General features: G+C 63.8%; 13 protein-coding genes and 1 pseudogene. 1 reads left to right on the top strand and 13 read right to left on the bottom strand.

The features are described 5' to 3' along the window. The 4 genes from X741_RS01000000167345 to X741_RS136875 form a co-directional block, all read right to left on the bottom strand. A partial coding sequence (locus tag X741_RS01000000167345; protein WP_032928515.1) for a hypothetical protein occupies nt 1-1,102 on the bottom strand: 1,102 nt, incomplete at its 3' end. A 3-nt stretch (nt 1,103-1,105) separates the two neighbouring features. Continuing rightward, nucleotides 1,106-1,546, bottom strand: coding sequence for a hypothetical protein (locus tag X741_RS136890; RefSeq protein WP_023780934.1), 441 nt, complete (start codon nt 1,544-1,546; stop codon nt 1,106-1,108). Then, the gene (locus X741_RS136885; RefSeq protein ID WP_023780935.1) at nt 1,547-4,075 is read right to left on the bottom strand and encodes a hypothetical protein; all 2,529 of its coding nucleotides are present in this window, start codon (nt 4,073-4,075) and stop codon (nt 1,547-1,549) included. 270 nt (nt 4,076-4,345) lie between these two features. Next, on the bottom strand, nt 4,346-4,981 hold the full coding sequence (locus X741_RS136875; RefSeq protein ID WP_023780937.1) for a DUF6441 family protein: 636 nt from the start codon (nt 4,979-4,981) through the stop codon (nt 4,346-4,348). A 49-nt stretch (nt 4,982-5,030) separates the two neighbouring features. Between X741_RS136875 and X741_RS136870 the strand changes: the two genes are divergently transcribed. Continuing rightward, on the top strand, nt 5,031-5,399 hold the full coding sequence (locus X741_RS136870; RefSeq protein ID WP_023780938.1) for a hypothetical protein: 369 nt from the start codon (nt 5,031-5,033) through the stop codon (nt 5,397-5,399). 216 nt (nt 5,400-5,615) lie between these two features. Here the strand turns inward: X741_RS136870 and X741_RS136865 are convergent, their stop codons facing one another. The 9 genes and pseudogenes from X741_RS136865 to X741_RS00395 all read right to left on the bottom strand — a co-directional run. Further along, entirely contained in the window at nt 5,616-6,050 is a 435-nt protein-coding gene (locus tag X741_RS136865) for a hypothetical protein (protein ID WP_023780940.1), read from the bottom strand. Between the two features lie 60 nt (nt 6,051-6,110). Beyond that, nucleotides 6,111-6,644, bottom strand: coding sequence for a hypothetical protein (locus X741_RS136860; RefSeq protein ID WP_023780941.1), 534 nt, complete (start codon nt 6,642-6,644; stop codon nt 6,111-6,113). A gap of 61 nt (nt 6,645-6,705) precedes the next feature. Further along, the gene (locus X741_RS136855) at nt 6,706-7,167 is read right to left on the bottom strand and encodes a hypothetical protein (protein ID WP_023780942.1); all 462 of its coding nucleotides are present in this window, start codon (nt 7,165-7,167) and stop codon (nt 6,706-6,708) included. Nucleotide 7,168: 1 nt separating this feature from the next. Then, nucleotides 7,169-7,510 (bottom strand): hypothetical protein, encoded by a 342-nt coding sequence (locus tag X741_RS136850; protein WP_023780943.1) that lies wholly within the window; start codon nt 7,508-7,510, stop codon nt 7,169-7,171. Beyond that, nucleotides 7,510-8,169 (bottom strand): FkbM family methyltransferase, encoded by a 660-nt coding sequence (locus X741_RS136845; protein WP_023780944.1) that lies wholly within the window; start codon nt 8,167-8,169, stop codon nt 7,510-7,512. Before X741_RS136845 ends, X741_RS136850 begins: the two co-directional genes overlap by 1 nt. Next, on the bottom strand, nt 8,169-8,471 hold the full coding sequence (locus X741_RS136840) for a DUF6527 family protein (protein ID WP_023780945.1): 303 nt from the start codon (nt 8,469-8,471) through the stop codon (nt 8,169-8,171). Before X741_RS136840 ends, X741_RS136845 begins: the two co-directional genes overlap by 1 nt. Then, nucleotides 8,468-11,221 carry a methyltransferase domain-containing protein gene (locus X741_RS00405; protein WP_023780946.1) on the bottom strand — a complete coding sequence of 918 codons (2,754 nt, stop codon included), beginning with the start codon at nt 11,219-11,221 and terminating at the stop codon, nt 8,468-8,470. The genes X741_RS136840 and X741_RS00405 overlap by 4 nt, the downstream gene beginning before the upstream one ends. 23 nt (nt 11,222-11,244) lie before the next feature. Continuing rightward, a complete protein-coding gene (locus tag X741_RS136835; protein ID WP_023780947.1) occupies nt 11,245-11,598 on the bottom strand; it encodes a DUF2190 family protein in 354 nt (117 codons plus the stop codon). 71 nt (nt 11,599-11,669) lie between these two features. Then, nucleotides 11,670-12,088 (bottom strand): annotated as a pseudogene (locus tag X741_RS00395) (hypothetical protein); the annotation flags it as partial.

Here is a 12,088-nt window from a genome sequence, read left to right on the forward strand (position 1 = left end):
GCGGCGTGGTGAGATAGGCGCGCTTCCTGACATCGCGGATCGGCATGGCGCCGTCCGGATTGTCGGTGTCCGGGGGATCGCAGGCCTCATCGGCATCGCCTGAAACCTTGATCTCCTGGATTTCCTCGTCGCCGGGGTCGGTCTGGATTGCCTGGCTGTCGGCAGTCAGCGTGAATTCGACGGTCTCGGTGCGCCTGCGGGTGACGTCATAGTCGGCGATCAGCACCGGCTTCATCGTCCAGACCCAGAACTGGCCGGTGCCATTGGTCATGATGACCTGGTGGTAATCCTCCGGCACGACGACGCCATCGGTGCGGGTGATCTCGCAGGCGCCCCAAGTCCAGCCGCCGCCGATGCGCCCGCCTTCGACCGGGAATTTCTTCATGAAGCCGCCACCGGTCAGCGATTTGACCGAATACGCGTCGCCCGATCCGATCGCCCTGGCGGCATCGGTCAGCTGCTTGGAAAAATCGACGCTGCCGGCGGCGATCTGGTCCCAGTTGATAGCGCCGGAAAGCTTGACCTGGCGCAGCGGCGGCTGGCCGATCTGGATATCGAGCGTGCCCTTGATAAAACTCGAGCCGAAGTCGAGCAGGCCATCCTCGCCGTCGAGCAGGTGCGAAGCACTCACCGCATGCGAGACGCGGTCGATGTGCCAGGCGTGGATATAGGCCTCAAGCACGGTATCGGGATCGTCGCGGCTTTCCGGCGTCAGGAACATCGGATCCCAGAACGGCGGCACTTTCATCGTGTCGGCCAGCGCGCGCTTGCGCGTGTCATAATCGGCCGGCCGCGCCAGGAATGACAGCTTTATCGCATTGGCCTGCGGGCTTTGCGGCACGCCGACGACGCGGCAGAAGGCCAGCGGCACGGCGCCGGCGGTCGGGTTGGCGGTGTCGTACCAGGATAGCCAGGCCCATTGGTCGCGGCCTGGCGCCAGCAGGCCGACACGCGGATTCCTGACCGTGATATCGAGCGTCGCGAACGCGCCTTCCTTGTGGGTCAGCGAGATGTCGACGATCTTCTCGTCCTCGACCTGATGCTCTAGTCCGAAAGTGGTCTCGGTGGATGCTGCCCAGGCGAAGAAGAAGCGGCTGGCCATCGGTCAGACCTCGACCAGGTCGAGGGACCAGTTGCAGGCCGCGCCCCATTCATCGAAGGACAGCCGGTAATCGGCGACCTTCATGGTGAGGCGCGGCCGGTAGAGCGTGAAGTCGCCTTCGGTGCGCGTCGCCGGGTCATCCGTGGTGCCGGCCACGTCGCGCGACGGCGAGCCGTCAGCCGTCAGGTAACAAAACTCGGTGGCGCAATCGACCGTCAGCGTCATGCCGCGGCGCACGCCATCCAGCGCCGGCATGTTCTGGTCGGTGCAAGAGATGGTCATCTTGTACTTTTCGTCTTCCTCGTCGCCGAGATCGATCAGCTCGTTGTTGACAGTCCGGGCAAGCTGGGCCGAACCGTCGAGCGAAAATTCCTCGGTGATGCCGCGCGCCGAATAGGGCGGCACGCCGATCGGATCGAGGCGCAGCAGCGTCAGGTCGGTCATTTATTTGCCCCGCGACGGCGCGCGCCCGGCGCTGCTGTTGGCTTCCTTCAAGGCGAACTGCTGGAAACGGTTGGCGGTGAAGGTGTCGGTCACCATGTCGAAGATATCGGCCGGGCCGAGACCGAAATCGAGCTGGACGCGCATGGTGCCGGCGGCACCGCCGGACGGTGCGGCCGGTGCCAGATTCATGTCCGCCAGCCCGCCACTCGCAAAACGCGGGATCGCCATCGACCGGTTGAAACCATCGAGCATGCCGCCGACATTGAAACTCGGCATCCTAAGCGACTTCAGCGACAACAAACCGTTGTTGACCGCATACATGAAGCGGGTGCCGTATTTGCGCACCGCCTTGGCCTGCATGACGAATTCGGTGTCGGACAGCCATGCCGGGATCCTGTCACCTGTCGGCCCGCCAGGGCCACGGATCTGACCGCCGCCGGCAAGGCCTTGCTCGGACGATCCGCCGCCGCCGGATCCGGATGCCTTCGCCCGCAGCGCGGCCGCTGCCCTGGCCGCCGCCTGCAACTGCGCAATGATGCGCGCGATCTCGCTCTGGATTTGGCTGGCCAGCGAGCGGACGATGCCGATCAGGCTGGAAAAGCCGGTCTGCACGACATTGCGGATGCCGGCCATGATCTGGTCGATGGCGGCCTGCGCCTGGCGGAACGGCGCCACCAGCGCATCGGCCAATGCCGACGCTCCGGATACATCGCCCGAGATCTCCGTGGCGCGGGCAATCGCCGCTGCGATGGCGTTGGCGGCCTGCACGACCTGACTGGTGGCACCCGTAAAGCTGTCGACGACGGCGCCGATCAGCGATCCGATGGTGTCGGACACCGCCGAGATCGCCGTGGTCGCGATCGTGGTCAGGCCGGTGAAGGCGGTGGCGGCAGCCGAACCGATCGTGGTCCACACTGCCGATCCGGCCAAAGCGATGCCATCCCAGACCGGCGCCAGCAAGCCGGCCAAGGCCGTCACCTGACCAACGATGCCCGTCAACGCCTGCGAGGCAAGCCCAAGAATGGTCGACCAGACCGACCCACCATCGACACCGATCTGCGTCCATGACGGCAGCAACTGCGCCGCTAGCCCGGAGATTGCCGAGACGACGCCTTCAACAAAGCCGGTGACGATCTGCGCCAGCCCTTGGAAAACGACACCGACAGCCTGGATCTGTAGCTTCCACGCTTCGACGAAAAGTTGACCTGCAATCTTGGCGCCTTCCAGCAGGCCGGAAAAGACTGCAGTCAGATTGCCCGGCGAAAACAGATCCTGGATGGCGGCGATGGCGGTGCGCGCGCCGGCAACGATATCATCCCAGAAGACGACCGTGGCGATACCCGCGGCAACCAGGGCAGCGACCAGCAGCGCCGGCCACGAGATCAGACCGGCGACGAGGCCAAGGAAGGCGGTGGCGCCTTCGAAGATGGCACCGAAGAAGCCGGTGGCGGCGGCGATGACGCCTTCGCCGAACATCGTCGCGACAACGGTGCCGATCAGGCGCAGGGCCGCGATCACCGCCCCCGAGGTCGAGACGATCAGGTTGAAGACGCCGAGCAGTTGCAGCAGCGCCACACCGATGAGCAATTGGCCGCCGCTGACATTGGTGCCGAACATGCCGTTGATGGCTTCGGCGACAGCCTGCGCGCCATCATGGATGCCCTTGAACAGAGGCAGCACCACGGTCTGGACGACGGCCAGGAAATCGCGGCCGAACTGGATGATGGCCACGCTCCAGTCGCGGATCCACGGGTTCTTGATGTTCTGCGAATTGCCGGAGATCAGGTGCAGCAGGTCGCCGGCGACGCTGGCGAAAGTACGCGCCGCTGCCTGGCCGAACTGAAGGACCGTATCGCGGTTGGAAATGAGAATGTCGCGTAGGCCGCGCGCCAGTTCGGTGACGGCCGGCGCGAACAGCAGGCCAAGCTGGAGCCTTGTGCCGGCAGCGGCCTTTCCGACCTCGTCGAGCGCATCGCCGAGGTCATCGCCGATCGTGGCCTGTTCCTTGGTGAAGACGATGCCGAGCCGCGTCGCCTCGTCGCCGAGCGCCTTAAGTCCGTCCCTACCCTCGTTGAGGAATGGCAGCAGTTCAGCGCCGGCCTTGCCGAACAGTTCGATCGCCAGCGCCGATTTCAATGCGCTGTCCGGCATGCGCGAAAACGCCTCGGCGACGTCGCCGATAATGGCCTCGTTCGAACGCAGCTTGCCGTTGGCGTCCTTGATCTTGACCCCGAGCTTGGCAAAGACGTTGCCGGCGGTGTCGACCTGCTTGGCGGCGTCCTTGGTCTTGCCGCCGAAACGCGTGACCTTCACCCCCGTCGCGTCGATTACATCGCCGGTTTTCTTGGTTTCGTCCGCAGCTTCGGCGATGGCTTTGTTGAGGCGCGACATGCCGGAGACGAACTGTTCGTTCGAGACATCGGCCTGGTTGGCGGCAAACGCCAACTTGCCATAGGCCTCGACCTGCAGGCCGGTCTTTTGTGCGGCCTTGCCGGCCTGGTCCGCCGCATCACCGCCGGCCTTGGCCAAGCCAAGCACAGCCGCCGTTGCGCCAGCGGCGGCAGCGGTCAGGCTGGCGCCGAGCAGCGCGGCGCGGCGGCCGACCNCCGACCGTGGCCAGGTCGCCGCCGAACTTGGACAGGCTGGCGCTGAACTTGCCGAAATCGGCCTTGATCGCGGCGTTCTGGATCTGCTTGAAGGCTTTTTCCCCGGCATCGCCGAGCGCCTTCAATTGGTCTTCGATCGCCTTGCCGCCTTCGAGGGCGATGCGCTGCGCGATGGTGTTCTTCTGAAATGCCATCAGCCTACCTTCAGGTGTTTCAGGTAAAGTTGACCAAGGCGCGCGGCGGCACGCCCTGTAATCTCCCGGATGGAAAACCGATCGCGGATGCTCACGCGATCGATGCCGATGAAGAGTGGGACCAGCGTCGATGCCTTGCCGGCCGCGCCGCGCTTCAGCGCACTCAGTGTAACCTTGCCGACATTCTTGCCGCGCGTGGATAACGCGGCCTTGCCGGCGAGCAGCGGCGGTTTGCCCGGTCGCTCGATGCTGACCAGCGGACCGATGGTCCTGATGTAGAGCGCCGGGGTCATCTTCGACCGACCGGCGCGTTTCGGCGCCGTCGGAAGCGGCAGCCACAAACGCGGACTGCCCGTTATCGTTGCGCCCTTTTCGTAAATCCCGGCATAATAGATTTTGTGCCAAATGAAGACGCCGGCACTCAAGCCCGCACCGTTCGGATAGACCTTGGTGCGCAACGCATTCTGCCAGCGCTTCGAGAATCCGGCGGCGGCGATGTCGGCTCGCCCTGCCTGCTTGATGATATTCCCAGCCTCGGTGATCGCGGCCAGACCGGCAGCGGCTATCGGGTCGGCGACGGACGTCATCGCCCGAGCGAATTCGCCGTCCTTTTTCTGATACCGGAAGCGCGCCATTTGCCCTCGACATCCGTTCCGTGCTTCATTTGCGGCGGGAGGGCTTCAAATGAGATATACAGGGCTATTACTAGCGCTTGCCGCAACCACTGCGTTCGCCGGCGATCAGATCCTGATCGAACCGGTCGAGTTCATGGTGTCGTGGCCCGATCTGGTCGGCCGCGACGTCGTCATCACCAAGGGCCGTGTTGCCGCGGCCAGCGATGCCTTCATGATCCTGAAACTGCCGGGCGGCACCGTCACGCTGATGCCGCCATGGCTCGACCGCGATGATCTCAGGCCGCTGTTCGAGCATTGCACAAGCGTACTGACCGACGACCGCTGCGATGTCGCGGCCGGCGGTACTGTGGGTAAGATGGCAGTCGGAGGCGGGCCGCAGCTGAAGGGCGTCGACTTCTTCAAGCCAGCCGGCCAATAGCGTCTCAAGGCTGTTCCCGCGCCAGGTCCTTGATCATCTTCTGGACGTCCTTCCATTCGCCGCGCGCCGCCATGGCTTGCAGCATCAGACCCTCGGCGGCCTCGTGCATCTGGCGCTCATTGGCGAGCTTCAGGTAGCCGAATATCTCACGCGGTGAATATTCCCAGACGTCGGCTGGGCGATGCCCCGCGACGATCAGCGCCTCGATCGCTGTGGCTATTCGGTCGGCAGCGTCTCGCCGGCTGGTGGTGCTTCGCTTTTTTCCAGCTCCTGCAGAAAAATGGCGACCCGAGACTTGAGCTGATCGATCATCGGGCCGAACGGAGGGTAAGTGATCGTCGCGATCGCCACGACCAGGTTGATCTGGTCCTGGATATCAAGTTCGGCGGCGCGCGCCTCCGCCACCAGCGTATCCTCGCCATGATAGCCGCAACCGGCGGCGATCAGGGCAGCGCCAGCGTCGGCGGCGATCTCGATCAGCCGCAGCGGCGAGGCCTTCTTGCCGCCCATCAGGTCTCCAAGCTCGGGATACCGCATGAGCAAGCCGGTCAGTCGCTTCGCGCTGACCTTGCCAACCTCGATATCATCGTCACCGACCCGCACGACCGTCTTGGACGTGCCAGCCGGCGCTATTTCAAGCAAGCGCTTCATAGATATCTCTCTCAAATGGCGGAGCATTCAAAGGGATGCTCCGCCCGTTTCGTTTTGACGTCAGGAATTATCCTCGTCGTTGACAGTGACCGTGCCGAAATCGGACGATCCGTCGGTGTGTTCGACCACCAACGCCTCGCCGTTAATCTCGATCTCCTGCCACTCTTCGGAAATCGGGTTGAAGGTGCCACCAGGCTTGAACGACACCGAGGGCAGCGAAACGTCGAGCCTGTTGCCGACATCATTCTGGCCCTCGAAACGCAGCGAGCCGGTGACCTCGGTCTGGCGCATGATGTTGAAGGTCTTGACGCCGGATCCGCCGGACGCTGGCGTATCACCGCCGAGCTGCATGGCGAGGTTTTCGGCGGTGATCTCGTTGGCCACGATGCGGATCGCAAGGCTGGCGGAGGTGACAACGGAGCGCTTCTTCTTCTTGATGCCGACCCGGTTGGAGAAATAATCGAGCGTATCGCCACCGGGGCTAGTTTCGAAAGCCGAGCACTCGCCCATGTCGCGCTCGGCGCCGCCGGTCGGGGTGAAGTAGAGAATGCCCTTGCCGATCGATAGATTTTTGATGTCCGGAGATTCAGACATGGCCTTGTCCTTTCGGTGAGGTTGCCCGTCCCAAATCACACGGGAAATTGGGCGGTTAAAATCAGGCGGTCACGGTGTCGACCAAAGCCTCAGGTCGCATGGCGTAGGTGAAGGTAAAGGCGACGCCGATGCCGCCTTCCATGGAACGGCCGCGCTCGGTCGCGGTCATGGAGCCCTGGTAGCGGATCGCTTGGCCGTTGGCGGTGGATGCGAGCAGCTGCGCATCGGACATCACGGCTTTGATAAGCTTGGCCCGTAGCAGGTTGAGCTTCGTTCCGACGTCATCATCCTTGGCCTTGAGGCGGAACTGCACCTCCGGCGTCATGTCGACCAACCGGGGCGTGGTGAGCGCCGTTCGGCCCCGCGGATCGGTATCACGAGCCGTTTCCTCACCGTCGAACAGGATGACGGCAGGCAGATTGGCTGCCGCCGGATCGCTCTCGTTGCGGATCGGGCTTAGGGTCGTGTCGACTTCGCCGGCCACGATCAGCAGCCGGGCAAGAATTGCTTCGCGCGGGTCCAAATTATGGCTCCTCGGAAAGGATCAGCCGGATCTCGCCCTTGCTCTCACCGGTCGGCGCCGGAAATATCTCATGGCTCCTGATCGTCCAAGTCCTGCCGCTGAAGACGATCGAAGCATTGCGCAGGGCCGCCAGTTCGATATCGGCGAGGTCGGATGCTCGCACCATCGCGGCCGGCTTGATGTCCAGCACATCGACGCCCTTGAATCCGAGCGCCGCCGGGTTGGTCTTGTCGATCGCGCGCAATTCGATAACCAGGCCATCGGTGCCATCAAGCGTCAGCACGGCATCGACGGCGATCGGCGAGGCGTAGAGCGCCGCGTAATGGATATCCCAGATCGACATCAGCAGATCCTCGCGCGGTCGGCATCGCGGGCGAAGATCATGTTGTTGCCGGCCCAGCTGTGCAGGAAGAACCCTTTCGCCCTCATGATCGGGCCGAGGTCAGCGCCGACATTTGATGCGCCGGTCGCCTCGGCCTCGGCGATGACCACACGCGGCGGCAGGTCGCCGAAATCGGCGCCGCCGAGCACCGCCACATCGAGACCTTCGATGTCGATCGACAACAGGTCGGGCCAGATGCCGCCGGCATGGTGCGCGACGATGGCGTTGAGGGTCATCACCGGCACGCAGACGCTGCGCACGATGCCGAGCGTGGCGGCGACAGCCGGATCGAAAGAGTTGCGGCCGGGATCGCCGGCGACGTGATGGAACAGCAGCGGGCCGCACTTTTCCGGCACGACGCCGACACACAGGTTGATGTCATCCGGTCGCGCCCTGACGAAGGCGCCAAGCAGCGCCTCGTTCGGCTCGACATTGATGCCGCGCGAACCGCGCTCATAGAGCAGCGCCGTGTTCGACAGGTCGAACGGGTGATAGGCGCCGACATCGAGATAGGACGGCCGCTCGATACCGAGCCGCTTGAAGATGTTGAGGATCGCCAGGTCGTCGCCATGCTGCGCATAGGTGCGACCGCCGAACCACTGATGCGGATGGCCGGTCATCAGCAGGACACCCAGACGCCGTCAGTGAGATAGCCGTGCCAATGCGAACTCATGTCGATATTGTGGAGAAGGACTGAGGCTCGCACCGTCGGTTTGTCCCGGCTACCATTCCATGTCCACGCGCCAGGTCCGGCCACTTTGACGCCGCCAACAGATCCGCAACCGCAAGGGCACTGGAAATGGAAGCCGGCCGGCTTATCCTCGGCCGTTTCGTAGAACTTGATGGCGCCGGCCGGCGCACTCTCCGCAACGATGCTGTCGACGAGCGTTGCATTGACCGGCTCTGTCTTGACCTCGGTCATTTGCGCCCCTCGGCAACCGCCGCCTCGATCCAGTTGAAATGCTCAGAGATGACCTTGTGATGGCCTTCGACATCGGTGAGGTCGGCATGCGCGGACTTGTGGACCTCGCACCCGGCGATGTCCTCGAAGCCGGCGAAGAACAGGCAGGCTTCCAGCAACGCCTGCGACCAGATCGCCTTGTGGCCGTGCGCGTGGATGATGGCGTGCATGGCGCCGCGACGATCGGCAGACGGCGCCCATTTGCGGGTGAAGTCGAAATACTCCTGGTCACCGCGCCGCCAGATGTTTTCGAGGCTCGGCACGCAGATGCGGATGACGCCGCCCGGCTTCAGCACGCGCCGGGCCTCAGTGAAGAAGCGCAGCGCAGCGTGATAATCGACATGCTCGACGACATGCTCGGCATAGATGAAATCGGCATGGTCATCCGCGAACGGCAGCCGCTTCTCGATGTCGATCTCGGCGTCGAAGTTCTGCCAGCCGTCCAGCCTGTTGGTGCCACAGCCGAAGTTGAGCTTGATCGCGTCCTCGACCGGCCTTGCCGCCGGCTCCTGCGGCACGGTAGAGGCCACGAAGGCATCGAACGCTTCGGGCGGGCAATGCGTGATCCAGTCGAACTCGGCGGCATTCTCGGCTGTGATCTGGCCCTTGTCGCCGCGCTCGGCGCGCAGCAGCACCATCATCTGCAGATCGTCACCGATCAGGTCAAAGATCACCTTTTCCGGTGTCGGCTTCGCTGCGCGGTTCCACCAGTCATATTTTTCGATGAACTTCGATTGCCAGAGATAGTCGACGCTGAAGAACATCAGGCCGGTTTCAGCCCATTTGGTTTCCTGCCATTTGGTGCCTCGCACCGGGACCGACGCCGCCTTAAAACCGCTCGCCGCCATCTGGCGGAGGATCGGCATCACCGGCCGCTTGAGCAGGCTGTCGCCTTCGATGTGGACGACGTAGTCATATTGGCCGTCGATCGCCATTTCGAGGCCCTTGCAGAAGGCCCTGCCCCAACCATCTTTCCCGCCGCGCGCCAGGTGGCCGATATTGTCGGGGAAACGGTAGACATGGGCCTCGACCGGCCAGCCGTCCAGCACCGGCGAGGCGCTGTCGACGAGCAGGAGATCGACCGACCAGTCATTCACTGCTCGGTGCAGGCTCTGCCACTGGCCGACTAGGCGCGCCTTCTCCGGACTGTCCACAAAGGTGGTGCCGAACACCAGCACGCGCGGCTGCTTGCCGTGCAGCGTCGCGAAGGCTTGCACCTTGGGCAGCGCGTCGGCCAGGTCGATGTCCTTGTTGCATTTGTGATGGCGGTCGAAGCACTCGCACGGCTTGACCGGCTCGATCGGCAGCGTCGGCGCCAGATGCGCACCGACTGCGTTGGTGAAGCGAAAGCTTTCGTTGCCGCCATAAACGACGATGTTCGGCGTCCCCACCGCCTGCGCCAGGATCGGCGTGAAACCGGCATTGCCGAAGACAAGCGATGCCTCGGCAAACAGCCCGACAAGCGTCTCGAAATCGGCCTCGCCACGGTGCAGTTTCAGGTCGGCCGGCTGTTCCTCGCCGACGATCTCTTCGCCCTTCTGGTTCAGGTTGCAGACCGACACCGTAAAGAAGCGGTCCTTGATCGAACTGTAGATCGCGGCGTAGGCGGCAGGATCCGGCGAGCGCGACGGGCACAGCCAGACGCCGTTGACCATGATCGGCCGGTAGATCATGACGGGCTTGCCGCCGGTATCTCCGATCAGCGCCCTTGCATCCGCCCGCCATTCCGGCTTGACCGGCAGGCTGAAATCCGGCCGCTCGGGAACCTTCAGCCCGACCGAACCGAACATGGCGGCGAGCAGATTGCCATGCCGTTTCGTTGCCGCGTGATCGTAGCCGATTTTCCTGTCGTGTTGGCGGCTCGGCTTGCGGGCGTCGGCTGAATTGCCCCGGTCGTTGATCCGGGGATCAAGCTTCCCGGCGACCAGTGTAACCCTAAGTCCTTCGGCCTCCAGGTCATGATACATCGACGTGTAATAGGTCTGCAGTTCGACGGCGTGCGTCTTCATCAGTTCGCGCAACACCGCGCGCTGATGCAGGCAGTCGCCCATGCCATACATCGAGAGCAGGACAAGATGAGGCTTTGGCGGCACGTGCGGTCCTTTCGGCGGCAGCGCGAGCGCTTCCGGCAGCGACATCCTGGGCCAGCAGGTGACGTGACTGACCGGAGAACAGTTGATCACTTCGACACCGAGTGCTGCGATCGACGGCGCCAGGCCTTCCAATTCCCGGCGATGACGATCGAAGCTGCCCTTCCTGACCGGGTCGGGATAATTCGCGCCATGGTGGTGGCGACGTCCGCCCGGACCGAAGCAACCATCGACGCCGAGCAGGACGACGCGGCCTGCGCCGCGCAGGGTCGCGATGTTGATGGCTCCGGAAACCGACGTCGCGGAAATCCTGATGCGGCCGGGACTGGCGGAAATCCCGCCTGCATCGACCTTGACCAGCCGATTGACCGCTGCCGGGCCGCCAAGCGCGTTGGTGGTGAAGATCTCGCCGGCGAAAGCCGGTTCCCTCACCCCGACACGCGTCCACCAGTCGGAATCGGCGTAGAACAGCGCGTCCGCGTCCGGGTATGAGAGATGCGCCGAGTTGATGGCGATGACCCGCCGCCCTTTCAGCAGCGACAGATCGAGGTCGAGCACGGACGGCCCGCCCGCGAGCACGAAGACGGTTTCGCCTTCCCAATCGCGGACGAGATGCGCCATGGTCTTGCTAGGTAACCAGGCTGTCAGATCGTGAAGGCGGCCGACAGCCGGACTTTGCCGGTCGCGGACGGATTTGCCGCCGCCTCGACGGCGACGCCGATCAGCTTGTTCGACGACGCCGTAGTCGTCGCATTGCCGGCGGTCGCGTCCCAATAGATGCGCTGGCCGAACGTCCAGGCCTGCGCCGAGACCTTTTCGAGATCATAGACGCCGATCAGGCCGAGTTCGCCGCTGTCGCCGACAGCGATGTCGCCCTGCGCGACGCCGAACAGCGAACCAGCGACGACACCGTCGCCCGAGGCAACATCGACGGCGCCGGTCACGTCTGCGTTGGTCCAGGAAATCGTGTTTCCCGGCTGGATATAGTTCTTGGCCATTGCAGGCCTCCTTTGTGAAATCGAGGAAGGGGGAACGGGCGGCGGCGCCGCCCGTCAGGCATCAGGACCGATCAGGCGCCGGTCGAGCGGTAGAGGCCGCGGAAGTCGAGCGGCTTGACGCCCGCATCAAGGCGAACCTTGAATTCGACGCCGTCGACGTTCCATCCGTCCTTCTGCTCGAGCGTCGGTTGGCTGACGCCGTTGAGATAGGCGACCTCGATCGTGTCGGTCGTGTTCGGGTTGGCGGCCAGATACCACTTGATCGCCGAATCCGTGGACAGGCGCGCGTCCGAGATGACCTCGGCCAGACCGCGAACGATGTTCGGATCGGTGGTCGTGCCGGGGGCATATTGCGATGCCATCAAGGCCGCGGCGGTGCCGGCGATCTCGACCGGCGTAAGGAAGTACGCCGGTCGGATGTTCAGGCCGCCTTCGGCAAGATCGTCCGGGTCCTTCTGCAGTGCCATCTTGGCGCGCGCCGCATCGAGCG

The organism is Mesorhizobium sp. LNHC221B00, from assembly GCF_000502935.1.
GTDB lineage: Bacteria > Pseudomonadota > Alphaproteobacteria > Rhizobiales > Rhizobiaceae > Mesorhizobium > Mesorhizobium opportunistum.

Excerpts from the sequence above, each read along its gene's own strand:
- X741_RS136890 (WP_023780934.1), bottom strand. The coding sequence starts at position 1,546 with ATGACCGACCTGACGCTGCTGCGCCTCGATCCGATCGGCGTGCCGCCC.
- X741_RS136875 (WP_023780937.1), bottom strand. The coding sequence starts at position 4,981 with ATGGCGCGCTTCCGGTATCAGAAAAAGGACGGCGAATTCGCTCGGGCG.
- X741_RS136870 (WP_023780938.1), top strand. The coding sequence starts at position 5,031 with ATGAGATATACAGGGCTATTACTAGCGCTTGCCGCAACCACTGCGTTC.
- X741_RS136865 (WP_023780940.1), bottom strand. The coding sequence starts at position 6,050 with ATGAAGCGCTTGCTTGAAATAGCGCCGGCTGGCACGTCCAAGACGGTC.
- X741_RS136860 (WP_023780941.1), bottom strand. The coding sequence starts at position 6,644 with ATGTCTGAATCTCCGGACATCAAAAATCTATCGATCGGCAAGGGCATT.
- X741_RS136850 (WP_023780943.1), bottom strand. The coding sequence starts at position 7,510 with ATGTCGATCTGGGATATCCATTACGCGGCGCTCTACGCCTCGCCGATC.
- X741_RS136845 (WP_023780944.1), bottom strand. The coding sequence starts at position 8,169 with ATGACCGGCCATCCGCATCAGTGGTTCGGCGGTCGCACCTATGCGCAG.
- X741_RS136840 (WP_023780945.1), bottom strand. The coding sequence starts at position 8,471 with ATGACCGAGGTCAAGACAGAGCCGGTCAATGCAACGCTCGTCGACAGC.
- X741_RS00405 (WP_023780946.1), bottom strand. The coding sequence starts at position 11,221 with ATGGCGCATCTCGTCCGCGATTGGGAAGGCGAAACCGTCTTCGTGCTC.
- X741_RS136835 (WP_023780947.1), bottom strand. The coding sequence starts at position 11,598 with ATGGCCAAGAACTATATCCAGCCGGGAAACACGATTTCCTGGACCAAC.